26 protein-coding genes are annotated in these 25629 nt (G+C 30.5%); 17 read left to right on the top strand and 9 right to left on the bottom strand.

The genetic code is table 11. The annotated features are described in order from the left end of the window. Positions 1-313: 313 nt before the first annotated feature. Positions 314-934 (top strand): L-threonylcarbamoyladenylate synthase, encoded by a 621-nt coding sequence (locus APS56_RS00135; protein ID WP_054723635.1) that lies wholly within the window; start codon positions 314-316, stop codon positions 932-934. Here the strand turns inward: APS56_RS00135 and APS56_RS00140 are convergent. The 4 genes from APS56_RS00140 to APS56_RS00155 all read right to left on the bottom strand — a co-directional run bounded on the left by APS56_RS00140 (position 931) and on the right by APS56_RS00155 (position 4646). Further along, on the bottom strand, positions 931-2073 hold the full coding sequence (locus APS56_RS00140; RefSeq protein ID WP_054723636.1) for an MFS transporter: 1143 nt from the start codon (positions 2071-2073) through the stop codon (positions 931-933). The genes APS56_RS00135 and APS56_RS00140 overlap by 4 nt on opposite strands. A 122-nt stretch (positions 2074-2195) precedes the next feature. Next, positions 2196-3035 (bottom strand): OmpA/MotB family protein, encoded by an 840-nt coding sequence (locus APS56_RS00145; RefSeq protein ID WP_054731029.1) that lies wholly within the window; start codon positions 3033-3035, stop codon positions 2196-2198. Positions 3036-3133: 98 nt separating this feature from the next. Continuing rightward, a complete protein-coding gene (locus APS56_RS00150) occupies positions 3134-4120 on the bottom strand; it encodes a glycosyltransferase family 2 protein (RefSeq protein WP_054723638.1) in 987 nt (328 codons plus the stop codon). An 82-nt stretch (positions 4121-4202) separates the two neighbouring features. After that, on the bottom strand, positions 4203-4646 hold the full coding sequence (locus APS56_RS00155) for a type I restriction enzyme HsdR N-terminal domain-containing protein (protein WP_054723640.1): 444 nt from the start codon (positions 4644-4646) through the stop codon (positions 4203-4205). 95 nt (positions 4647-4741) lie between these two features. Here APS56_RS00155 and holA point away from each other — a divergent pair, with 95 nt between their 5' ends. Beyond that, positions 4742-5746, top strand: coding sequence for a DNA polymerase III subunit delta (gene holA, locus APS56_RS00160; protein WP_054723642.1), 1005 nt, complete (start codon positions 4742-4744; stop codon positions 5744-5746). A gap of 7 nt (positions 5747-5753) precedes the next feature. Here holA and APS56_RS00165 read toward each other — a convergent pair whose 3' ends face one another. Then, the gene (locus tag APS56_RS00165) at positions 5754-7247 is read right to left on the bottom strand and encodes a YfcC family protein (RefSeq protein WP_054723644.1); all 1494 of its coding nucleotides are present in this window, start codon (positions 7245-7247) and stop codon (positions 5754-5756) included. 64 nt (positions 7248-7311) lie between these two features. Here APS56_RS00165 and APS56_RS00170 point away from each other — a divergent pair, with 64 nt between their 5' ends. The 8 genes from APS56_RS00170 (at position 7312) to sppA (ending at position 15754) form a co-directional block, all read left to right on the top strand. Then, on the top strand, positions 7312-7977 hold the full coding sequence (locus APS56_RS00170) for a uracil-DNA glycosylase (protein ID WP_054723646.1): 666 nt from the start codon (positions 7312-7314) through the stop codon (positions 7975-7977). 457 nt (positions 7978-8434) lie between these two features. Then, positions 8435-9274 carry a 1,4-dihydroxy-2-naphthoyl-CoA synthase gene (locus tag APS56_RS00175; RefSeq protein ID WP_054723651.1) on the top strand — a complete coding sequence of 280 codons (840 nt, stop codon included), beginning with the start codon at positions 8435-8437 and terminating at the stop codon, positions 9272-9274. Continuing rightward, a complete protein-coding gene (gene menA, locus APS56_RS00180; RefSeq protein WP_432416444.1) occupies positions 9271-10176 on the top strand; it encodes a 1,4-dihydroxy-2-naphthoate octaprenyltransferase in 906 nt (301 codons plus the stop codon). Before APS56_RS00175 ends, menA begins: the two co-directional genes overlap by 4 nt. Before the next feature lie 32 nt (positions 10177-10208). Continuing rightward, positions 10209-10886, top strand: coding sequence for a metal-dependent hydrolase (locus APS56_RS00185; RefSeq protein WP_054723656.1), 678 nt, complete (start codon positions 10209-10211; stop codon positions 10884-10886). Then, entirely contained in the window at positions 10887-11924 is a 1038-nt protein-coding gene (locus APS56_RS00190) for an o-succinylbenzoate synthase (RefSeq protein ID WP_054723658.1), read from the top strand. A gap of 4 nt (positions 11925-11928) precedes the next feature. Continuing rightward, entirely contained in the window at positions 11929-12870 is a 942-nt protein-coding gene (locus APS56_RS00195; protein ID WP_054723660.1) for a CPBP family intramembrane glutamic endopeptidase, read from the top strand. A gap of 14 nt (positions 12871-12884) precedes the next feature. Then, on the top strand, positions 12885-13970 hold the full coding sequence (locus tag APS56_RS00200) for an AMP-binding protein (protein WP_054723662.1): 1086 nt from the start codon (positions 12885-12887) through the stop codon (positions 13968-13970). A 23-nt stretch (positions 13971-13993) separates the two neighbouring features. Continuing rightward, on the top strand, positions 13994-15754 hold the full coding sequence (sppA, locus tag APS56_RS00205) for a signal peptide peptidase SppA (protein WP_054723663.1): 1761 nt from the start codon (positions 13994-13996) through the stop codon (positions 15752-15754). 156 nt (positions 15755-15910) lie between these two features. Here the strand turns inward: sppA and APS56_RS00210 are convergent, their stop codons facing one another. Continuing rightward, positions 15911-16933: a DNA cytosine methyltransferase gene (locus APS56_RS00210; RefSeq protein ID WP_157757581.1), complete on the bottom strand. Its 1023-nt coding sequence runs from the start codon at positions 16931-16933 to the stop codon at positions 15911-15913. Between the two features lie 263 nt (positions 16934-17196). On the opposite strand from APS56_RS00210, the gene APS56_RS00215 reads away from it, so the two are divergent. Together APS56_RS00215 and APS56_RS00220 are read left to right on the top strand one after the other, a co-directional pair. After that, a complete protein-coding gene (locus APS56_RS00215; RefSeq protein ID WP_054723666.1) occupies positions 17197-17751 on the top strand; it encodes a LemA family protein in 555 nt (184 codons plus the stop codon). Next, the gene (locus APS56_RS00220) at positions 17752-19476 is read left to right on the top strand and encodes a DUF2207 domain-containing protein (protein ID WP_054723668.1); all 1725 of its coding nucleotides are present in this window, start codon (positions 17752-17754) and stop codon (positions 19474-19476) included. A gap of 218 nt (positions 19477-19694) precedes the next feature. Here the strand turns inward: APS56_RS00220 and APS56_RS00225 are convergent, their stop codons facing one another. Beyond that, a complete protein-coding gene (locus tag APS56_RS00225) occupies positions 19695-20900 on the bottom strand; it encodes a multidrug effflux MFS transporter (protein WP_054723670.1) in 1206 nt (401 codons plus the stop codon). A 97-nt stretch (positions 20901-20997) separates the two neighbouring features. Between APS56_RS00225 and APS56_RS00230 the strand changes: the two genes are divergently transcribed. The 5 genes from APS56_RS00230 (at position 20998) to APS56_RS00245 (ending at position 24356) form a co-directional block, all read left to right on the top strand. Next, complete coding sequence (locus APS56_RS00230; RefSeq protein WP_054723672.1) at positions 20998-21582, top strand: Crp/Fnr family transcriptional regulator; 585 nt, start codon at positions 20998-21000, stop codon at positions 21580-21582. A gap of 106 nt (positions 21583-21688) precedes the next feature. Beyond that, positions 21689-22267: a YceI family protein gene (locus tag APS56_RS00235; protein ID WP_054723678.1), complete on the top strand. Its 579-nt coding sequence runs from the start codon at positions 21689-21691 to the stop codon at positions 22265-22267. Positions 22268-22381: 114 nt separating this feature from the next. Beyond that, entirely contained in the window at positions 22382-23419 is a 1038-nt protein-coding gene (locus tag APS56_RS00240; protein WP_054723679.1) for a zinc-binding metallopeptidase family protein, read from the top strand. Between the two features lie 58 nt (positions 23420-23477). Further along, positions 23478-23615, top strand: a complete 138-nt coding sequence (locus APS56_RS17015; protein ID WP_169786423.1) for a hypothetical protein — start codon at positions 23478-23480, stop codon at positions 23613-23615. Positions 23616-23741: 126 nt separating this feature from the next. Then, positions 23742-24356, top strand: coding sequence for a DEAD/DEAH box helicase (locus tag APS56_RS00245; protein ID WP_054723680.1), 615 nt, complete (start codon positions 23742-23744; stop codon positions 24354-24356). A 32-nt stretch (positions 24357-24388) separates the two neighbouring features. Here APS56_RS00245 and APS56_RS00250 read toward each other — a convergent pair whose 3' ends face one another. Then, on the bottom strand, positions 24389-25063 hold the full coding sequence (locus APS56_RS00250) for a PrsW family intramembrane metalloprotease (protein ID WP_054723681.1): 675 nt from the start codon (positions 25061-25063) through the stop codon (positions 24389-24391). Further along, positions 25060-25617 (bottom strand): NUDIX hydrolase, encoded by a 558-nt coding sequence (locus tag APS56_RS00255; protein WP_054723682.1) that lies wholly within the window; start codon positions 25615-25617, stop codon positions 25060-25062. The genes APS56_RS00250 and APS56_RS00255 overlap by 4 nt, the downstream gene beginning before the upstream one ends. Positions 25618-25629: the final 12 nt, after the last annotated feature.

Here is a 25629-nt window from a genome sequence, read left to right on the forward strand (position 1 = left end):
CACAATGTTCGCGTATAAGAATAGTAAGGGATTAAATAAATGAATTACCACCCAATTGTTGTAATAGCCAATTTAGTAAATAAATGTTTGTTATGTAGGATAAATATTAGTTTTATGAAATGGCAGCTTTACTTTTTAGCAGAGCCTTCCTTAAAGTATACTAGTTCATATTTTTTATATAAGTTGTTGTTTTTACTTCATTATCATTATTACTTAAACGAAAAAACAATAATTGTATTTAAGATTATGCGTTTAAATAGTTTCATAATAAAAATAATATTTACTTTGTAAACGTAATTACAATATAGTTATTATGGCTGAATTTGTTAGGATATATGAAGAAAATCCGAACCCAAGAGAAATAGATAGGGTAGTTGCTATTTTAAAAAAAGGCGGAATAATTATTTACCCAACAGATACCGTTTACGGTTTAGGCTGTGATATTACGAATATAAAAGCTCTGGAGCGTATAGCAAGAATTAAACAAGTGAAATTGGAAAAATCCAATTTTTCGTTTGTGTGTCATGACCTCAGTAATTTGAGTGATTATGTAAAACAGATTGATACATCGGTTTTTAAAATATTGAAACGAGCACTTCCAGGACCTTACACTTTTATTCTCCCGGGCTCAAAATCGTTACCCAATCCTTTTAAAAAGAAAAAAACGGTTGGTATTCGTGTGCCTGATAATAATATAGCTTTGGAGATTGTAAAAAAACTGGGCAATCCGATTATTTCAACATCCATTCGTGATGATGATGAAGTCATAGAATATACAACAGACCCCGAATTAATTTTAGAAAAGTGGAATAATTTGGTTGATTTGGTAATTGATGGTGGCTATGGCGATAATGAACCTTCCTCAGTTATTGATTTGTCTGAAGGAGAGCCAGTAGTTATTAGAAAGGGAAAGGGAAATTTAGAAATTTTTTAAGCTTGCTTTTTTTGGTATTTAAAAAATAGTTTTGAAATAGGGATAAACATTAAAGCTGAAAATACAAAGAGTAGAAATGATATTTTAAGATTAAAAGCATGAGCAATATAACCCAGTAATGGTGGCCCCATAAGCATTCCTGCAATAGCATACGTGGTAATAATGGAAACAGCCATTCCAGCCGAGTATTTTTTAGAAGTTCCAGCAAGCATAAACGTCATAGGGAAAATAGCGGCAACACCAATGCCTACAATGCTAAATCCAATAAGTGCAGGCCAGAAATAAGGGAAAATTATTGCTGTTAAAACACCAGAGGCTATTAATGTGGAACTTAATATATATAGTTTTGAAAATCCAATTTTATCCATTAAGATATCAGAAAAGAATCTAGAAAGAGTCATAAATAATATAAAAATGAGATAGCCAAGTGTAAAAACGTCTTCTTTAACAACGTCTTTAAAATAAACACCACTCCAATCAAACATACCACCTTCGCAAACAGCAGCAAAAAATATGATGATACCTAAAAGCATAATCATTTTGTCAGGCTTTCCTAAAATTAGTTTATTTCCATGAGGAGATTTGTCTTGTTTTAGAAGAAACGGATATGCTAAAAAAGCGACTAATAAACCAACTAGCGCAACACTAATAAAATGGTAGGAAATGGGGATTTCCATTTTAACCATGAGTGTAGAAAATCCTACGCCTAATAGGCTTCCAGAACTCCATACACCATGAAACGAACCAATAATTTTTTTAGTAAAGCTTTTTTGAACAGTTAAAGATTGAGTGTTAACTGAAATATTAAGGATTCGCAAATTAAAAGCGAATAGAAATAAAGCAACAATTAGCATTATTATAGAATCTGAAATTCCTATAAGAATTAATGCTATTGAAAATAAGATAAAGGAAAAAATTAATGGTTTCCGACTATCAAATTTTGAAACTAACCAACCAGAAATAGGTAGGCCAATCAATGAACTAATAGGCAATACTAAAAGTAAATTTCCTAATTCTGCATCATTTAAATTATAAAGCGTTTTGATTGTAGGGATTCTAGAAGCCCAAGATGCAAAACAAACTCCAGAAAGTAAAAAATAAACACTTAAAGATATACGTTGTTTGTTTTTTTTGGTCATTATAACACATCAGTTAATATATTGCAAATATCACTTGAATTTTAATTGGAAACACAAATTTCATGAAATAAAAAAGCCCAACTTCACAGTTGAGCTTTTATTTGTTTTTTATTTAAAACTGATTAGTTCCCACCAGCAGCTAAGTTTTTCATTTCTTTTTCAATCATATCATAAAACTGATCGATTTTTGGTAATACAACAATACGTGTACGTCTGTTTGTTGCTCTGTTTTCAGCAGTATTGTTTTCCACTAATGGCACGTATTCTGCACGTCCAGCAGCTATAAGTTGTTTTGGGTTAACACCAAGATCTTGTAATACTCTGATAACGGAAGTAGCGCGTTTTACACTCAAATCCCAGTTGTCTAATAATGGTTCTTTTCTGTAAGGTACTGTATCAGTATGACCTTCTACCATAGCTTCAAAATCTGGTTTGCTATTTATTACTTTAGCAACTTTTGCTAATACATCTTTTGCTTTAGAGTTTACATTGTAACTACCGCTTTGGAATAATAATTTGTCAGCTATAGAGATGTATACTACACCTTTTTCAACATTAACTTCAATATCAGGATCGTTAATACCAACCTCACGTTTCAAGCTTGTTACTAATGCTAATGTTATGCTATCTTTTTGTGTAAGTGCATCTTGTAAACGAGTGATTTTTAACTCTTTTTCTTTAATGCTTTCTAATGTTTTTTCAATATTGCTTGCTCCTTTAGAAGATAGAATTGTTAAGTTGTCATTGCTTTTACGCAAATCTATTACTTGTTCTTCTAAAGCAGTTGCTCTAGCTGTTGCAGAAGCTCTCTCTTCTATACAAGAGTTTAATTTAACGGTTGCAGAATTAAGCAAGTCTTGAGTTTCCTTTTGTTTTGCTTCAAGGTCTGTAAATTGTTTTTTGGATACACATGAACTTAATAATATCATGGCCGATACGCTAAGTAATAGAACTTTTCTCATAATTATTAAAGGATTAATTTTTTCTTTAGATTTAGTTACAAAAATATACAAAAATCAGCTGTTTTCAGCATTTTAACAAAACTTTTACTATTGAGTTATTAACTTTTATATTTAGTTTCCTTATTCACAAAATAATCAAATGCTATAGATGTTTTTTTGTAGTACTTTACTTTGTTTTTGTGATTGTTTTGGTCTTTAATCAATGATGTTAAATGGCTGTAGAAACTAAAATGTGCTCGCACTATAGCAATAGTATGTTTTGGCTTTAGTTCTAATAGGAATTTTACTCCTGCAACTCCATCTAAGAATAGACGTACAAATAAGATTAAAAATAAAGAACCGTTAGCATTTTTTGTTAAGGTAAATAGGCTATTCCTGAAATTTAAGTAAGTTTTTTTTGGGTTGGTATTATTAAGTGTTGCCCCGCCAACATGATATATTTTTGATGTGCCAACATATTTTACAGCATAGCCTAAATTTTTTGCACGCCAACAAAGGTCTATTTCTTCCATGTGAGCAAAAAATCGTTCGTCAAAACCATTTAAGGTTTTAAAAACATCTGATCTAATAAATAAGCAAGCCCCCGAAGCCCAGAATATTTCTACGGTATCGTTATACTGACCCGTATCCTTTTCAATAGAATTAAAAATTCGACCTCTGCAATAAGGGTAACCGTATCTATCAATGAAACCACCTGCAGCACCAGCATATTCAAAATATTTTTTTCTGTTGTAATCTAATATTTTTGGTTGGATAATAGCTGTATTGCTTTCGTTTTTAAAAATTTTAAAAATAGGGGTCAGCCAATTCTCTGTAACTTCTACATCACTGTTTAATAAGCAAAACACATCGGCTTTAATATGTTTTAAAGCATCGTTGTACCCTTTGGCATACCCGCCATTTTCCTTGTTTTGAATGATTTTTATAGAGGGGAAATTTGTTTTTACAAAAAAAACAGAATCATCTGTGGAAGCATTGTCAGCTATATAAATAGTGGCTTCTGTGGAGTATTTAATAACGGAAGGTAAAAACTGTTCTAAAAGTTTTTGTCCATTCCAATTTAGTATGATTATCGCAAGTTTCAATATTTAATTTAAAAGTTTAAGTTTTTATTTGTTTATAAGGTTGTTTGTTTTGATTTATAAGTATTTTAGAAAGTATTGGCAGTTAAATGTATTCTGGAATATCTTTTAAAAAATGAAAACATTTGTTATTAAAATCCATTTGACAATAGTAATGATTTAATCCATTGGTAACCATTAAATAAGAAGCATCTAACTCCAAGTTATAACGCGCTACTTGGTCGAAAGTTTTTTGATTGATAGTAATTTTTGGTGCTTTACATTCTACAATTAAATGAATACTTCCGTTTGTATTGAATACAACAATATCATAACGCTTTTTTAAGGTGTTTACTATCAGTTCTTTTTCAACATTAATTAGTGATTTTGGATATTTTTTTACATTCATTAAATACTGAACACAATGTTGTCTGACCCATTCTTCAGGTTGTAATATCACAAACTTTTTACGAATTTCATCGAAAATAGAAATTTTATTTTCGTTATTTTTGAATCGAAATGAAAATTGAGGAAAATTAAGTGCTTGCAATATGTTGTGTTTATTTTTCAAAGTTAAACTTCAATAATTAATTACCAAATATCCGCTACTAATAATTCGGATTTTCAATTTATAATTTTTCAGATTTGGACGAAGTAAAGCAATTAGTAACCGACATTAAAAACAGAAAATTGAAACCTATTTATTTTTTAATGGGGGAAGAGGCTTATTATATTGATAAAATTTCTGATTACATTGAGGCTTCTGTACTTACTGAAGAAGAAAGAGGGTTTAATCAAATTGTTTTGTATGGTAGAGATGTGACAATGGAAGATATTATTGGCACTTCCAAACGTTACCCAATGATGTCAGAATATCAGGTAGTTATTGTTAAGGAAGCTCAAGACTTATCTAAAACCATTGAAAAACTTAGTGATTATGCAAATACACCACAGCCTACAACAATTTTAGTGTTTAATTATAAATATAAAAAGATTGATAAGAGGAAAAACCTCTATAAAGCATTAAAAAAAAATGGGGTGGTTTTTGAAAGTAAAAAGCTTTATGAAAATCAAGTAGCCGATTGGATACGTAGGGTGTTGTCTTCTAAAAAATATACCATAACTCCAAAAGCAGCTCAAATGTTAGTTGAGTTTTTGGGGACAGACTTAAGTAAAATTAATAAAGAATTAGAAAAGCTTCAAATTATTTTGTCCAAAGGCAGTCAAATAACTCCTGAAATAATAGAAGAGAATATTGGTATTAGCAAAGACTTTAATAATTTTGAATTACGCAAGGCTGTGGGTTCAAAAAATGTGGTAAAGGCACACCAGATTGCACATTATTTTGCAGAAAACCCAAAGGATAATCCTATGGTGGTAACAGTGTCTTTATTATTTAGTTTTTTTTCGCAGTTATTACGTTTACATGGTATGAAAGATAAATCGCCAAGAAATATAGCCTCTACTATAAAGGTTAACCCATATTTTGTAGACGAATATATTACAGCTGCTCGGAATTATCCAATGCGAAAAGTAAGCGAAGTTATAGCTATTTTACATGAGTTTGATGTAAAAAGTAAAGGGGTTAATTCTAATGCTGTTTCTGAAGGTCAATTGTTAAAAGAAATGTTAGTAAGAATCATGGGGTAATAAGGGTTTATAGGTAAACCGAAAGCGTTAAAAACAGCATAGTAAAAGCAAGTAAAATAATGACTAAAGGCATTACAAATTTCAACCATTTATCATAGCCAACTTTTACGATGGCTAAAGAGGCTAAAATCAATCCTGTTGGGCTAATAAAAGCGAATAGTCCCATGCCATATTGATAAGCATACACTACAAATTCTCTACTAACACCAACACTATCTCCCAAAGGGGCCATAATAGGCATTGTTAAAACAGCCATTCCAGATGATGAAGGAATAAAAAAGGATAAACCACCATAAATATAGAGTAAGGCATTAATAAAAACACCTTTGTTCATACCAGCTGTTATATTGCTAGCGTAATAAAGCATTGTATCACTAATTAAGCCGTCATCCATTATAACGGTTATGCCTCTTGCAATACCAATTATAATAGCAACTCCTAACAAATCACCAGCACCTTTTATAAAAATATCTATAAAAGTTGATTCTTCTATTTTAGCAATAAAACCAATCAATATGGCACCAACTAAAAATACCGCAGTCATTTCAATGAACCACCAATCAAGTTGAGAAACACCATACACCATTACCACAAAACACAAACTAAAAAGAATTAGAATAATTCTGAATCTTCCAGTTAGTTTAATGGTAGAGTCTGTAGTATTTCCAAATTGTTGTTCAATCGCTTCTTTTTGGTCAAAAATTATTGATAGTTTAGGGTTGTTTTTAACGCGTTGAGCATATCTTAAAATATAAAGAATGCAAATTAAAGAGCCTAATCCTAACATGATGAAACGTCCTGTAAGTCCGGTAGTCCAATTAATTCCAGCAGCATCAGACGCAATAATGGAGCTAAAGGGGTTTGTAGTTGAGCACATGGTACCAATAGAAGAGCCAATATAAATAGAAGCTAATGCTACGATAGCATCATATTTTGCAGCTAAAAAAATAGGGATTAAAATAGGATAAAACGCTATGGTCTCTTCGGCCAAACCAAAAGTTGTGCCTCCAATAGATATCAATAAAGTAACTAAAATAATTAATATATACTCCTTTCCTTTTAATGTTTTTGCTAACCATGAAATACCAGCGTCAAAAGCTCTAGTGTAATTCATAATTCCTATAAGGCCTCCAATAATTAGTACTAAAAAAATAATATCTGCTGCTTCAATGATTCCTTTAATAGGAGACTTTATAAATTCTAAAAGGCCTTGAGGTTTAGATTCTAATTTTTTATAAGTATTAGGAATTCCAATAGGTTTCCAAATATCACCATTCGTGAATTTTTCTAAAGGAATATTAATATTTAAATCATCAAGTGTTTTTTGTGTAGCCGGAAGTTTTGTGGTGTTTTTAGAATCCAACCTTGTAAACATGTTTTCTGTTTGGTTGTAGCTTAATGTGCTATAATTCCCAGCAGGGACTATCCATGTTAGTAAGGCTACTAAAGCCGCTATAATTAATAATATGGTTTGTGCGCTTGGAAGTTTTATTTTAATCAATGTTGGATAAATTTTATAAAGACTAAAGATAATATTATTTTAGTTCGATTTTAATTTATAATAAATGAATATTAAAATACACAAAAGTTGGATTCCATACTTAGAAACGGAATTTGAGAAGCCATATTTTAAAAATTTAATGGGTTTTATTGATGAAGAATACATGAATAATCTTTGTTTTCCTCCTTCTGAAGTCATTTTTAACGCTTTTAATTACTGCCATTTTGATGATGTAAAAGTAGTAATTATAGGGCAAGATCCCTATCATGGAGTTGGGCAAGCACATGGTTTGTGTTTTTCCGTAGCTGATGATGTTTCACACCCTCCGTCTCTTACAAATATATTCAAAGAGATTAATAATGATTTAGGGCTTCCATATCCTAAAAGTGGTAACTTAGAACGGTGGGCAAATCAAGGAGTGTTGTTATTAAATGCTACACTAACGGTTAGGGCCCACGAAGCGGGAAGTCATCAAAAAAAGGGGTGGGAAATTTTTACAGATTCTGTTATTGAAATAATAAGCAAACACAAAATACATGTTGTTTTTTTGCTTTGGGGAGGTTTCGCAAAGAAAAAGATAAAACTAATTGATACAGGTAAGCATAGTGTGTTAACAAGTGGACACCCATCTCCATTAAGTGCAAATAGAGGTTATTGGTTTGGTAATAAATGTTTCAGTAAAACTAACTTCCTGTTGGAGCAAGCTTTTCAGAAGCCTGTTCAGTGGTGATGTTTGGATTTAAAACTATTGGCTTTTTATTTGTTTTAGTAGACTTAACTGTTTTATTTGTGCTAAATTTTAACAATAAAAAATTAATTATTACAAGCACTGATATTACAAGAGTAAATTTTATTAACATAGTTGTTTGAGGTTTAGTTGTCGGCAAAGTACGAAAAAAAACTATGAATAGTATTTTTTTTGTCAGAATAATTACCATTTATTGAAAAATTAACAAATAATATACTACAATAAGATTTCGAATCAATTTTTATTTTTTTTATAAATAATACGATTTGCTAAGGATTTCTTGTCTTTTTTATTAAATTCATAAAGTAATACAATTATAGTTGTTTAATAGTTTGTTTTATATCGTGTTAGCTTCTGAGCAAAAGATTTAAGAGCTATTTTTATTATTGGATTCGCTCTTATAAAAAAATAAAAATTATTTTTGAGCAAAATATGTAATATGGATAAACCAAATTGGGAAATTGTTAAAGAATACGAGGACATAACCTATAAAAAATGCAATGGTGTAGCCCGGATAGCATTTAACAGACCAGATGTTAGAAATGCATTTAGGCCCAAAACCACGAGTGAATTATATGATGCGTTTTATGATGCCAATGAAGATGTAAATATTGGAGTTGTTTTATTGTCTGCAGAAGGGCCGTCAAGTAAGGACGGGGTGTATTCATTTTGTAGTGGAGGAGACCAAAAAGCAAGAGGACATCAAGGTTATGTAGGTGAGGATGGCTATCACCGTCTTAATATATTAGAAGTACAACGTTTAATCCGTTTTATGCCTAAAGCTGTTATTGCTGTTGTTCCAGGTTGGGCTGTTGGTGGTGGTCATAGTTTGCACGTAGTTTGTGATTTAACTTTAGCAAGTAAAGAACATGCTATTTTTAAACAAACGGATGCTGATGTAACCAGTTTTGATGGAGGCTACGGATCTGCATATTTAGCTAAAATGGTGGGACAGAAAAAAGCAAGAGAAATTTTTTTCTTAGGAAGAAATTACTCCGCACAAGAAGCTTTTGAGATGGGTATGGTAAATGCTGTGATCCCTCATGATTCGTTGGAATCTACAGCTTATGATTGGGCTCAAGAAATATTAGCTAAATCACCAACATCAATAAAAATGCTGAAATTTGCTATGAATTTAACAGATGATGGTATGGTAGGTCAGCAGGTATTTGCTGGAGAGGCAACAAGATTGGCCTATATGACAGAAGAAGCTATTGAAGGACGAAATGCATTTCTTGAAAAACGTAAGCCAAATTTTGATAAAAAATGGATTCCATGAAGAAAAACATTACGCTTTGGGTGTCTGCCATGCGTTTAAGAACATTGCCACTCTCTGTTTCTGGAATTATAGTAGCTTCTTTTTTAGCAGAATATAACGGGCTTTTTAATTACAAGATATTTGTATTGGCAATTTTAACAACATTAAGCCTTCAAATACTTTCAAATTTAGCTAATGATTATGGTGATGGAGTTAAAGGCACAGATAATGATGATAGGGTTGGTCCTCAACGTGCCATTCAAAGTGGAGCGATAAATCCCGAAAACATGTTTAATGCAATAAGAATAAATATTTTAATATCTATAGGTTTAGCATTTTCTCTTATTTTTTTAGCTTTTGGATCGCGTCATTTTTGGCTGACTTTATTGTTCTTTGTGTTAGGAGTTTTTTCTGTTGTAGCTTCTATTAAATATACAGTGGGTGAAAAAGCCTACGGTTACAGAGGGTTGGGGGATATTTTTGTGTTTATTTTTTTTGGACTAGTAAGTGTAATAGGTAGTTATGTTTTATATGCCAAAACGGTAGATCATGTGGTGTTTTTACCTGCATGTACTATTGGTTTATTAAGCGCGGGAGTTTTGAATTTGAATAATATGCGCGATATAATTTCAGATGAAAAATCAAATAAAATAACATTAGCAGTAAAATTAGGCTCAAAAAATGCTAAAAAATATCATTTTGCTTTAATTGTATTAGCTATATGTTTATCAGGATTGTTTGGTATATTATATTATACATCGCCATTCAATTTAATTTTTATGATTGCCTATGTCCCTTTATTGCTTCATCTTAAAAAAGTTTACTTTAATGAAGAGCCAAGAAATTTAGACCCAGAATTAAAAAAGTTAGCCTTAACAACTTTTTTTCTAGCAATTCTTATGGGGATTGGGCATTTGCTTTAAATTTTTGTATTTTTCTATTTTAAAATGCTCATATGAAAATTACATTTTACGGTCACGCTAGTTTAGGAATAGAAGTTAATGGGATAAATATTCTTGTAGACCCTTTTATAACAGCAAACCCAAAAGCTTCAAGTATTAATATTGATGAATTAAAAGTGGATTATATATTGGTAACCCATGCGCATCAAGATCATATTGTGGATGTGGAAGCTATAGCAAAACGCACTGAAGCGGTTGTAATTTCTAATTTTGAAATCGTATCTTATTTTGAAAAATTAGGGATTGAAGGACATCCGATGAATCATGGAGGTGCTTGGGATTTTGAGTTTGGAACTGTAAAGTATGTTAATGCCATTCATACATCATCGTTTCCTGATGGAAGCTATGGAGGGCAACCTGGAGGTTTTGTTATTGAAGGGGAACATAAAAATATTTATATAGCAGGTGATACCGCTTTAACCTTTGATATGAAACTTATTCCATTAAAAACCAAATTAGATTTAGCAATTTTACCTATTGGTGATAACTTTACCATGGGAATTGAAGATGCTATTTTGGCAAGTGATTTTGTGGCTTGTGATAAAGTTTTAGGGTATCACTATGATACTTTTGGCTATATTGAAATTGACCATGAAGAAGCTAAGCGAAAATTCTTCGAAAAGGATAAGGATTTAATGCTTTTAGAAATTGGTGATTATATTGAACTATAGATGATTACAGCTTCTTATAAAAAACACATCTTAAATTTTAAACAGCCAAGTGGAACCTCTAGAGGCGTTTTAAAAACTAAGGAAACTTGGTTTTTAATTTTAAATTCTGAAGAAAGGAAGGGCATTGGAGAGTGTGGTCTTTTTAGAGGATTGTCCGTTGATGATACCTTAGACTATGAAGATAAACTAAAATGGTTGTGTAAAAACATTAATAATGATTTTGATTATTTACTTGGAGAATTAATAGAATATCCAAGTATTCAATTTGGTTTGGAAATGGCTTTGAAGTCTTTAGAAAGCTCAAGCTTATTTGACTTATTTCCATCGGCTTTCACACAGAGTAACGCATCTATCAATATTAACGGATTGATTTGGATGGGGAATGAAGTTTTTATGAAACAACAAATTGAAGATAAAATAAAAGCAGGCTTCAATTGTATTAAAATGAAAATTGGGGCTATTGATTTTCAAACAGAAACATATCTTTTAAAATCTATTAGAAATGATTTTTCTTCAAAAGATATTGAATTGCGAGTTGATGCCAATGGCGCATTTACTCCTTCTGAAGCTTTAGAAAAATTAAAAATATTGTCAGAATTTGATTTGCATTCCATTGAGCAACCAATCAAACAAGGGCAAATAGAGGCTATGTCTGACTTATGTAGCAAAACTCCTTTACCAATTGCATTAGATGAAGAATTAATAGGTGTTTTTGGTGTAACAAAAAAACAAGAATTGCTACAAACTATTAATCCACAATATATCATCTTAAAACCAAGTTTAATTGGAGGTTTTAAAGGAAGTGACGCATGGATAGAAATGGCAGAACGACAAAACATTGGTTGGTGGATAACAAGTGCATTGGAAAGTAATATTGGACTAAATGCCATTGCTCAATACACGTTTTTAAAACAAAGTAGTTTGCCTCAAGGTTTGGGTACAGGTAGTTTGTTTACTAATAACTTTGATTCGCCATTACAAGTCCTTAATGGAGCCTTGTACTATAACAATAAAAAGCAATGGCACATAAATTTATAAAAGGATGTATATAGCTCAAGCATTTAACGCATTACATGATTGGTGGCGTTATTTAGTTGGTTTTTTTATTATAATAATGGTGTGGCAATTTATAGGCATGACACCATTAGGTATTGTTGTGGGATTAAAAGTTTTAGAAACAGGTGAAATTCCTACTGAAATTCCTCAAATGATAAGTGTTTTGGGGAGCAATATGTTTTTGCTTTTAATGCTTTTATCATTTGCAATTGGTTTGGTTGGGATTATTTTTACAGCAAAAATACTTCATCAACAATCAATAGTTAGTTTAACAACCTCACGAAAAAAAATAGATTGGAAACGGTTCTGGTTTATTTTTTTTATTTGGGGAATGGTATCTAGTGGTTTTGTTTTGGTTGATTTTTATTTGTCTCCAGAAAATTTTAAATTAAATTTTCAATTACAACCCTTTTTATTACTTAGTATTATTGCAATTTTATTAGTACCATTACAAACTAGTTTTGAGGAATATTTATTTAGAGGTTACTTAATGCAAGGTATAGGTGTGATAGTTAAAAATAAGTGGTTACCATTGGTAATTACATCTGTATGTTTTGGTTTAATGCATCTGGCAAATCCTGAAGTAGATAAATTGGGCTATGTTATTATGATATATTATATTGGTACTGGGTTCTTTTTAGGAATTTTAACATTAATGGATGAGGGGCTGGAACTCTCATTAGGCTTTCACGCAGCCAATAATTTATTCACAGCTCTTTTGGTAACTTCTGATTGGACAGCTTTTCAAACACATTCCATTTTAAAAGATTTATCAGAACCATCTGAAATGGGACTTATGGAGATTTTTATACCTGTTTTTGTGGTTTTTCCAATTCTTTTGTTAATCTTGTCTAAAAAATATAAATGGACGAATTGGAAAGATAAATTATTCGGAAAAGTTATAGAATCATCAGTTAAAGATTATTAAATTTAGAAGAAAATATGACACCAAATTATACCAATGTACACGTAAAGTTTAAGTTAGATGGTTTATACTATACTTATGACGATCTTATGGAAGTAGCATATAGCTATGTTAAAGAAGGGGAGCCATATCAGCAAGAGTTAGGCGATTTTTTACTTAGTTGGTTAGATGAAAAAGATTATATTGAGGTTAAAACTTCTGGCTCAACTGGAAAACCGAAAAAAATAAAAATAAAGAAGCAGGCTATGGTAAATTCAGCCATTGTTACTGGTGATTATTTTGGTTTAAAACCAGGAGATAAAGTGCTACATTGTTTGCCTTCAAACTTTATTGCTGGGAAAATGATGATTGTTAGAGCTATTATACTTGGGCTTGAATTAGATATGACTGAACCAGCTGTACTTCCTTTAATTGATTACGAAAAAGACTATACATTTTGTGCATTTACACCTATGCAACTTAAAAGTTTTTCTAAGTATTTATTGAATATTAAAATGGCTATTGTTGGTGGTGGACAGGTACCAGAATCAACCATTGAAATCATTAAGGATAAAAAACCTATGGTTTATGAAACCTATGGTATGACAGAAACAGTATCACATATTGCTGTAAAAAGATTGAACAACTTTAATGATTCAGAATCCATTTCCAATAATTATTTTAAAACGTTACCAAATATATCTATTTCTCAAGATGATAGAGGTTGCTTGGTAATAGATGCGCCTTTGCTTTCAGACGAAACCATCGTTACCAATGATTTAGTTAAAATTCATTCCGAAACTGAATTTGAATGGCTAGGTCGCTATGATAATGTTATAAATTCTGGGGGAATTAAATTATTTCCAGAGCAAATAGAAAAGAAGCTTCGAAGTAAAATAAAAGAACAATTTTTTATAGCTTCTAAACCAGATGATATGTTTGGAGATAAGTTAATCTTAGTTTTGGAGAAAAAAACGAATGATTTAGATCTTTCTGTTTTTAATGATTTAGATAAATATGAAAAGCCTAAAGAAGTGTTTAATATAGCTAAGTTTATTGAAACAGCTTCAGGTAAAATTCATCGTAAAAAGAACTTACAGAAATTAAATATTTCAGTAAAATAATAACTAATTTTCAAAAATCTAAAATGAATTTTTTTAAGCGCGTCTTGTCTACTGTTACTGGAATTTTTGTGTTCTTTAGTATTTGTATTGTTTTTTTATTGTTAATAGGATTTATATTTGGTGCTAATTCAGATAGTTTAGTTGCTGTTAAACCAAATTCTGTTTTACAACTCAAATTAGATTTCCCTATAAAAGATTATGCGGGTAAAATAGAATTTAAAGATTATCCTTTTTTAAACGAAGAAGAAAAAAATGGCTTGTTTAATATTATAAATGCTATAAAATATGCTGAAACCGATGATAATATAAAAGGAATTTCTATTGAAAATAATTTTATTAATGCAGGAATTTCTCAAACTAAAGCCTTGCGCGATGCATTATTGGAATTTAAAGAATCAGGTAAATTTATCACGGCGTATTCAGATATATATAGTCAAAAAGATTACTATTTAAGTTCAGTTGCAGACAGCATTTATTTAAACCCTACAGGCATTTTGGAGTTTAAAGGCTTATCTTCAGAGCAATTATATTTTAAAGATTTTCAAGAAAATACAGGTTTAAAATTTGAAGTAGTAAGATTTGGTAAGTATAAAAGTGCTGTAGAGCCTTTTTTATTGAATGAAATGAGTGATGAGAACAGAGAACAAATTTTTAGTTTAATGAATACTATTTGGTACGAGATTAAAAAGGAAATATCTGAAAGTAGAATGGTTTCAGTTGAACAACTTAATAATATTGCAGATAGTTTACTCACTAGAAATGCTTCTTTGGCAATAGCATCTAAATTGGTAGATAAAGTAGGATATTATGATGAGTATGTAAATAGCCTAAAAAACGTAGTTGGTGTAAATTTGGAGGATGATTTAGAGACAATAACGGTATTAGATTATGTTTATTCTACATCAAATAAATTATCTCCTATTAATAAAAACAAAATAGCAGTTATCTTTGCTGAAGGTGAGATTATTTATGGTGAAGGAGATGTAAATTATGTAGGACAAGGTACGATGAGAGCGTCTTTAGAAAAGGCTCGAAAAGATGATAATATAAAGGCCGTAGTATTGAGAATTAATTCTCCAGGTGGTAGCGCATTAGCAAGTGAGCTTATATGGCGTGAAATAGAATTGACAAAAAAAATAAAACCAGTTATAGTGTCCATGGGAGATTTGGCAGCTTCTGGCGGATATTATATTGCTTGCAATGCAGATAAAATTATTGCCGAACCTACCACAATTACAGGCAGTATAGGTGTTTTTGGACTTCTGCCAAATGTTAAGGGTTTAGCTGATAATTGGGGTATTAATGCAGAGCAAGTTGTTACCAATACCAATGCGATAACTTATAGTTTGTTTGAGCCATTAAGCGAAATGCAACATGATTTTTTAAAAGAAGGTATTATTGATGTATATGAATTATTTACAAACCGCGTTGCTGTAGGTAGAAATATGTCTCAAGATGCTGTTAAAAACATAGCCGAAGGTCGTGTTTGGACAGGAGTTGATGCTTTAAATAATGGTTTAGTAGATGAGTTAGGAGGTTTGGATTTAGCGCTACAAAGAGCAGCTGAATTTGCTGAAATAGAGGATTATAAAGTAAGTGAATTTCCTGTTTTTGAAAAAGATTTGGATAAGATTTTTGAAAGTTTTGGATTAATAAAATCAAAAGAAACTATTTTAATGGAAGAATTGGGAGAGGAAAACTATAAAATACTAAAAGAGATTAAAACGATGTCTCAACGAAAAGGGGTTCAACTTCTTTTACCTTATCGGTTAGATATAAAATAAACTTACTTTTTGGGTTTGGTTTGTAATTTTAGATTTTCTATGGTATAGAAAAAGATTATTGCATAGTTTTAGTTTAGGCTTGTAAGAGTGTAAAACTTTGAAATGAATAAATTCTCAGATTGATAATTTATAATAATAGAACTTACATCTGTAGAGTTACTTTAAATGTATTTTATTAAAGAAATCATAGATAGATTTGGCTAAAGCTTTACCTAAACCTATTGGTACACTATTTCCTACTTGGCGAGACTGTTCAGATTTACTGCCAAAAAAAATATAATCATCTGGATAACCTTGAATTCTTGCCATTTCCCTGATTGTTATTCTTCTGTTTTCAATGGGGTGGTAATAATGGTCGCAGTTGTTATGCACAATAGTATGACTAACATTTTTCCGACTTAGTCGTCGCATAGACCTGTTTAAATCACTATTGTTTTGGAGGTGCATAGGACAATCTTTCATGGAACCTCCTTCAGGAATATTTTGTATTCTTTTTAAATTTAAATCAGTCAGTTTACCAATTAAGTGATTTGGGTTGCTTTCGGGGATAGGGGTGTCCAAAAGACTATTCTCAACAGTTAAATAATTAGTTTCATCATGAGTAGGTGTTGGAAATTTAAAAGGCTCTTTAATGTCTTTTCTAACACCTATAATAATAATTCTTCTTCTGTTTTGAGGAACACCAAAATCTTTAGCATTAAGGAGTTTATGAAATAAATTATAGCCGCAATTTGAGAGTTCTTTCTTTATAAGTTCAAAAACGTTTCCTTTTTGCATGGTTACCATCCCTGAAACATTTTCCATTAAAAACATTTTAGGTTGTACTTCTTTTAAAATCCTTGCGTATTCTTTAAAAAGATGATTTCTTGGGTCATCAAAAGCTCTTGACGGATTGGCTAAGGAAAATCCCTGACAAGGAGGGCCTCCAACAATTATATCCGCATATTTTAAATGGGTAATTTTCTGAATATCTTCACAAACAATATGGTCCCCAATATTATGCGAATAAGTTTCGCAGGCTTGACTATTAAAGTCATTTGCAAAAATAATATCATATTTTCCCGTTGCTAAAAAACCCAAATCTAAACCGCCACTACCTGAGAATAAAGAAATAACCTTAATTTTATTTTCAATTTCAGTTTCACCCTTATGAATCCATCTTTTTTTGTTTTCTTTCATTTTGGGAGTAATATTTATTTTATTTTCCAATATTGTTATAGCTAACAGGTTTTTATAATTAACACTAAAAAAATAGTCCGGTTTTTTTAGTAATCAAAATGGCTAATTTCCCTTTTTAAAAACGTAAATATACTATTAATGTTAAGTTTATTTAAGATAATGTATGGGGTTTTAATATAAGTATTTATTTAAAAATAGCATCACGCTAAGGAATTTGTTCGTTATATTTTAATACCTTGTAATTCATAAAATAATTAGATATTATGATAATATTATATGTATTAATAGGTTTTGTGTTATTAGCAGCATTTTATGGTGTTGGAATCTATAATAGATTAGTAAAATTAAAAACACTGGTGGAAGAAGCTTGGAGTGGGATAGATGTGCAATTAAAAAAGCGTTATAATTTAATTCCAAATTTAGTAGAAACAGTTAAGGGGTATGCAACTCATGAGAAAGAAACTTTTGAAAATGTAACAAAAGCGAGAAGTCAAGCACAAAGTGCTTCTACTGTTGAAGGGCAACAAGTTGCAGAGAATCAATTGAACAAATCGTTATTAAATTTATTTGCAGTTGCAGAACAGTATCCAGAATTAAAGGCAAATGAGAATTTTTTGAGTTTACAAAAAGAATTATCTGTTGTTGAATCTGATATTGAAAAATCAAGACGTTATTACAACGGTACTATTAGAGATTATAATATTTTAATAGATTCTTTTCCATCAAATATTATAGCTGGTATGACAAACTTCAATAAAGCTGCATTTTTCCAAATTGAAACAGAAGAGGAGAGGCAAAACCCACAAGTAAAATTTTAAATGTTGAAACAGCTATTTCTATTTATTGTATGTATTACCAGCACTTTTTCTTTGTTTTCGCAAAGTGAAAGTATCCTTTCTTTTCATTCAGAAATAAAAATAGATACATCCAGTGCAATTACTGTAGCTGAAACCATTAAAATTTATGCCACAGGGACTATTTTTAAAAGAGGGATTACTCGAACCATTCCAATTGAAAAAATAGATAGTTTGGGTAGAAAAAGCAAAATAGATTTTAAGATTTTATCTGTAGAAAAAGATGGTCGAATTTCCAAATTTCATACAGAAACAGCAAATGGTAAAGTTATTATTTACGTAGGGGAGAAGGATGTTTTTTTAAATAAAGGCAACTATGAGTATACGATAACATATCGTATGATAGGGCATATAGGTTTTTTTAATAATTATGATGAAATTTACTGGAACGTTAATGGTTTTGAGTGGAACTTACCTTTTGAGAAAGTTTCAAGTCAAGTAACGCTTCCTTTAGGAGGGGAAATCACTAAAAATGCTTGCTATACAGGAGTATATGGTAGTAATGCCACAAATTGTAATGCTAGAATTGTATCAAACAATAGTATTCATTTTAATGCTGATAACTTAAAGGCAGGTGAAAATTTAACTATTGCTGTAGGTTTTAATAAAGGTATTGTAAACCAACCGCCACCACCAACATTTATGCAAAAGTTTGGTGCTCTTATTTTAGGTGTATTTGTGAGTTTTTTACTTTTGTTTTACTATGGTTATACTTGGTTGAAATTTGGGGTAGACCCTGTAAAACCTACTGTGTTTCCTCAGTTTGATGTGCCAGAAAACATGACGCCAGCTTCTGTGGGAATGATAGATAAACAACGTTATTATGGTGATCTGATAACAGGCTCTATATTAAATTTAGCAGTTAACGGGTATCTTAAAATAGAAGAAGATATTGAATCATATATTTTTGGTTTGTTTAAAACCAAACGTTATATAATTCATAAGTTAAAGGAGGGAGCAGAAATAAATAAAAATGAAGAACATGTTTTGTTTTCAAAATTATTTTCAGACAAATCGTCCTTAGTTTTAGATGGCAAATACGATAAAAAAGTAGAAAGTGCCGTTGCTGTATTTAAAGCCTCATTAAAAAAACAACACCATAGTTTAATTTATCAGGGTATTAATTTAAAGTTTTGGATTGTTCCGATATTAGCGTTAGTTACTTATGGTTTCTTATTTGTTTTTCTATCTACTCAATACTTTGAAGGTGATAATGACATGTTGTCTTTCTTTTTATTTATTGTTGTAAACGTTTTTTTCTTCTTATTTTACCAATATTTAATTCGTAAACCTGCTGTTGAAAAACTTCGCCTTAAATCTTTAATTGATGGATTTAAAATGTATATGAGTGCAGCAGAAGAAAAGCAAATTTCCAGATTTAATCCACCCAATTTAACCCCTGAAATTTTTGAAAAGTTATTGCCATATGCTATTGTGTTAGGCGCTGAAGATGTATGGGGAGAAAAATTTCAAAATCTAATAGACAAATCCATAATTGATAAAAATTACAAGCCTATCTGGTATGTTGGTAATATTGGCAATTTTTCTGCTTTTAACCACTCATTGAATTCAACCTTATCCAATTCTATTAGTCGTTCAGCAACACCTCCTTCTAGCAGCAGCAGTGGTTCTTCTGGTGGTGGTTTTTCAGGCGGCGGTGGAGGCGGCGGCGGTGGAGGCGGTTGGTAATCCCTTTTAAAGCGCTTAATAATAGCTGCTTTTCTAACACACAACAATCTCTCCTAATAGGGATACTTTTATTATTACCTCATTTATATTTGTGGCAATAAGTTATTTTCTATTTATGAAATAGCTTTGTAATGAAATGTTAGCAGTGTTTTTTAGAAACCGAGAAATAGTTAGTGAAAATTTTTAATAAATAGGGTTGCTTTTTTAGGAGTTAAATATCAGGCACGTATTAATTTGTTTTGTCGTTTTAAAATCATAAAAACTAAAACAGAAAGCACTCCAAAAAAGGAAAACCCAATAAATAATGGAAGCACCGAGTTTGTTACAAAATTACCAATGTAGTTTGCAATTGGGACTGCCATAATGGTTGATAAAAAGCCATTTAAAGCAGCTCCTATTCCAGCAATATGTCCCAGAGGTTGCATAGCCAATGCTCTTAAATTACCAAATAGAAAACCAACGGCAAAAAATTGTAAAGCAAAAAATGATACTAAAACATATATACTAGGGTTTGTTCCAGACCAGAATAAAACGACATATAAAATAGAAATAAATGCATAAGCCAAATTAGCTAAATATGAAATACGAAACATGCCAAATTTAACCACTAACTGACTGTTTAAATAGGTTGCTAAACCAATGGATATAGCTAAGCTTGCAAAAATATATGGAAACATTTCAACAAGGTTATATTGCTCTTGAAAAATTTGTTGCGAGGTACTTAAATACACCATAAATGACCCCATAATAAAACCAGAAATAATAGTAAAGGCAACAGCTTGTTTATGTTTAAAAAACTCTTTTGATCCATCAATAAAAAGATGTTTTGAAAAAGTTATACGTTTTTCTTTAGCCAACGTCTCTGGTTGGCGTAACCAAAACCAAAGCATAATAAGAATCCCAAAAATCAGATTAAAATAAAATATAGATTCCCAACTAAAAAAGTTTATTAAAAACTGACCTAAAGTAGGAGCCACTACAGGAACTAAAATAAAAAACATAACAACTATAGACAAAATTTTAGCCATATAATCGCCACTAAATTCATCTCGAATCATAGAAGTACTAATACTTCTTGGAGAAGATAGACCAACACCTTGTAGTAGTCTGCCAAAAATCATCATTTCAAAACTTTGAGTTGTTACACAAATAATGCTCGCAATTATAAATATGATAAAACCTATATAAACAATGGGTTTTCTACCAAAACTATCTGATAAAGGTCCTAAGATAAGCTGTCCAACACCTAAACCTAAAAAAATCATGGTTATTAATAATTGGTTGTCTTTGGGGTTTGTTATACCAATAGAGTTTGCAATTTGTGACAAGGCTGGAAGTAAAGCATCAATAGACAGCGCTACAATAGACATTAATGAAGCCATTAGAGCTACAAATTCAAATTTGAAATGTTGTGGTTTTTGCATCTTACAAAAATACACTATTAAAAAACTTATAAAGTTAATTTTGATTTAATAAAACAATGTTATTATTGTTAAATTTGATACTTTTCAATAAATACAAATGCATATTCAACCACTTTTAAATTATATAAGCAATTTTGTCACATTAACTGATGAAGAAGTGGACATACTTAGCTCAAAAATAAGTTGTAGAAACTATTTGAAAGGACAATATGTGGTTCAGCAAGGTGACATTTGTAAATATGAAGGCTTTGTGATTTCTGGTTGTACAAAAACATTTTATGTTGATGATGCAGGGCAGGAGCATATTATTATGTTTTCAATTGAAGATTGGTGGGTATCAGATATGGGAAGTTTTATTACGCAAACACCAGCCGATTTTAATGTACAGTGTATTGAAAACACCCAATTAATTATGTTTTATTATGATGATATTGAAGACTTATACAGGGAAATTCCTAAGTTAGAACGCTTTTTTAGGTCTATTGTAGAAAAAGGTTTTGTAGCCATGCAAAAAAGATTGGTGAGAAATTTTAGTCAAACAGCCAAAGAAAGATATGTGTATTTCAAAAATCAATATCCAAAAATAGAACAGCGTATACCGCAATATATGGTAGCTTCTTATTTAGGAATTACTAAAGAGTTTTTAAGTAAGATTAAAGGTCAATTGGCCTTAGAGGAATAAAAGTTAAACTAGTTTAACATTATTTTATAATCTAGTTTATTTTCATAACGTATATTGCTCCTGATATTTGTAAAAAATTAAATACTTAAAAAAATACAATTTAAAGATGAAAAACACAATTAAAACCTTGGCATTAGCAACTGTTATTGCATTTATTACTTTTTCTTTTACAACTGTGAATACCGATAAAAAAGAAATTAATACTGAAAAAAGTAAAGTAATTTGGAAAGGGTATAAAGTTACAGGTTCGCATGAAGGCACGATAACTATTAAATCAGGTTCATTACATTTTAATGGGGAAGTACTTACTGGAGGTGAGTTTGTTATGGACATGACTTCCATAAACACAACAGATATAAGTGGGAATATGAAAGATAAGTTAGATGCACATTTGAAAAATGACGATTTTTTTAGTGTAAATGCGCATCCTACAGCATCTTTAGTTTTTAAAGACGTTAAAGCTTCAGGAAAAAATGCCTATACTATTATTGGAGATTTAACCATTAAAGGGAAAACAAATCCTATTACATTTTCTATATCCATTTATGGAAATAAAGCTACAACATCTTTAAAAATTGATAGAACAAAATATGGTATTGAATATAAATCAGCTAGTATTTTTGAAAGCTTAAAAGATAAAGCGATCTATGATGAATTTGATTTGGTTGCAGATTTAGAATTCTAAAAAGTAAAAAAGTAATTGTTAAAAAAGTGTTCAGAGATGAACACTTTTTTTTTGAGTCAAAAATTTTATGAATAGAACATTTTTTTAATCATACTTTTGATAAAATAAATTTACATGAAAATTTTTGAATGTCCCAATTGCAATGCGCCAGTTTTTTTTGAAAACACGATTTGCCAATACTGTAATACGAGTTTAGGATATAATTCAATTTTAGATAAGTTTGAAATAATAAACAACAATACTAACGCTTCAGTTAACGATTTAAAATTATGTGCTAATCATGCTTTGGAAGTTTGTAATTGGCTTGTGGATGAAACAAAAAATGACACATTATGCATTGCCTGTAGTTTAAACAGGGTTGTTCCAAATAAATCAAATCTTGATGATTTTGAAAAATGGCAAAAACTGGAAGTAGCTAAACATAGATTAATCTATCAATTATTAAGACTTAGTTTACCAGTAACCCCTAAATTAACCCATCCTGATGGTATTGCTTTTGATTTTTTGTCAGAAAACAATTATAATCAGGCCGTAACTGGCCATGTTGATGGTGTAGTAACTATAATTTTAAAAGAAGCGGATTCTGTACAACGAGAACAATTACGAAAACAGATGGATGAGCCTTATAGAACTTTATTGGGGCATTTTAGACATGAAATAGGTCATTATTATTGGTTGCTTCTTTTTAACGAATCAAATTTAGCATCTTATAGAAATACATTTGGTGATGAGCGCATACATTATGGAGATGCTCTGAAAAATCACTATAAAAATGGAGCTCCAAATAATTGGAATGAAAATTTCATAAGTAAATATGCTAGTTCACACTCATGGGAGGATTGGGCTGAAACTTGGGCGCATTATTTACATTTAATGGATACTCTGGAAACAGCCAATAGCTTAGGGGTTTGTTTTCAACCAGAAAAAGATTATGTGAAAAAATTAATGGTAAAACATTGCCCTAACCCTTATCAAACAGAAGATTTTAGAAAAATATTTAATGCGAATTTAGCCTTGAGTTGTTCTGTAAATAGTTTAAACAGATCCATGGGCTTGATGGATATCTATCCATTTATTGTGCCGAAACCAGTATTAGATAAATTGATTTTCATTCATTCATTACTATCAAAAACAGAGATTAATAAAAATTAATTTATACATTAGTGTTTAGGTTATAAAACAAAATAATTCATTTAAAAAATTGATAATTATGGAAAAATTATTAAGAATTATAGGGGCTGCTTGGGGTGCTAAAAAAATTGGAGGAGGATCATGTGGATGTTTTGGAACCGTTTTTGTATTCGTGATTTTATATTGGTTATTAGGTTATGTTTTTGAGTTATTTTAAAAATAATTATAAAACAAGCGGCTGTAATTTTCATGTAATCTTAGTTAATACGGGTATTTATTTTTAATGAAAAGCCTCTTTAGCAGATTTAACACTATATTTGTTGTTGAACACTACTATACTTTTATGTCCTTTAAAAAATTAATTGAGCCTTTAAAAGATGTTCTTGATAATAAAGGTTTTTATGAACCTTTACCATTTCAAAAACTAATTCTATCCAAAATTAAAGGCGGTGCCAGTTTGTTTTGCATTGCTCCTAAGGATTCAGGAAAAACAACGAGCCTCATACTAAGTGTGGTTCAAAAATTAAACGGTTTAGCTTTTGAAGATGCTCCTCGAGCATTAATATTTGTAAAGGATAAAGAAACGGCATTAAATTTAAAATCTGAATTTGAATCTTATACAAGAAGAACAGATTTAAGGATTTATTGTGCGTATGAAGAACATAATATCGAGTTACAGCGTGAAGAACTTTATTTGGGCGCTGATATTGTTATTGCAACACCAAAACGTTTGAATAAGATTTTTTATTTAAATGGCATCAATTTAAATAAATTGCAAATTTGTGTTGTTGATGACGCCGAATTTTTATTCAAAAACAATAATTTTGCTGAAGTTACCAGGACACCAGAAAGTATTGGCAAATGTCAATATTTAATTTTTTCTTCAAAATTTGATAACCGATTTGAACGTTGGAGAGAATCGTTTATGTACAATGCTCAAGTTGTAAAGAGTAAGTAATTTTATAAATACTATATAGCAATTATAGTTTTCTAAACCTTAAAATTAGAATTATTTTGGTGCCTTTTTATTGCTTTTCTTGATAAGAATATTCCAATAAATAAGGAAAAGAAAGCTCCTACCCAAATACCTGGAATAAAGTCTATAAACAAAAAGAAATCATATGCACCGTGAAAGAGAACGGCTAAAAATAAACCAGCTAAGTTTAACGTAATTTTATTGTTTGAAAACTTAGCTTTTCCCATATAATACCCCATTAATATTCCAAAGGTAGCATGCGCAGGAATTGCAGTAAAGGCTCTTAGTAATGCTGTTTCATAGCCGCTTTCCATAACATAAAAAATATTCTCGGTTGCAGCAAAGCCCATGGAAACCATCACGGCATATACAATGCCATCAAAAGGTTCATTAAAGGCTTTATTTGGTTGCGCAAAATACCGAACTATAATGTACTTACTAAATTCTTCGGTTAAGCCAACAACAAAAAAAGCTTTTATAAATTGTTCAAAAATACTAGTATGGTTGTAGAGAGGTAACGCTATATCAAAGAAATAGTAAAGAATACTGGTTACTATAATACTTATAACCGCACCAAGTATAAAGTTTAAAATTAATAATTGTTTCGGTTCTTTTTCGTATTTATCTTTAGCATAAATGTATATGATTATGATAAATATAGGTGCAATAGCTGCGAGTAGCAAATTCATTCTGTTGTATGTTTTTTTATTTCTTTCAAAATGAATTCATAATAAGTTTTATTTGAAGGAACAAAATGATTACCATTGTTTGTAATGGTTTTAATAAGTTTTTCAAATTCAAAAAGTGATATTAATTTCAAAGCTTCAACCTCCTCTTCCTGAATAATTAATTCAGAAATAGGTACTTTCAGTTCTGCTATAAAGGTGTTATGGAATTCATTGTCCATAATACCATTATCATAGTTTTGAAAACACTCAAAAACACCTATTTTTTTTAAATGATTTTCAGAAATAGTCAAACCTATTTCTTCTTTAGTTTCTCTGATAGCTGCTTGTTTTACGGTTTCTCCTGCATCAATATGTCCTGCTACGGAAACATCCCACATCAGTGGACAAATGGTTTTTTTAGCTGAGCGTTGTGATAATAAAACAGAGCCATTTTTAGTATAAAACCAAACATGAGCTGTATTGTGATAATACCCTTTTTGATGAATAATCGATTTTAGTTCGGTTGTTCCTGTTGGAACTCCATTTGCATCTACAATGTCAATATATTCGTCCATTTATAACTAGCC

The sequence above is a fragment of the Pseudalgibacter alginicilyticus genome, assembly GCF_001310225.1.
Lineage (GTDB): Bacteria > Bacteroidota > Bacteroidia > Flavobacteriales > Flavobacteriaceae > Pseudalgibacter > Pseudalgibacter alginicilyticus.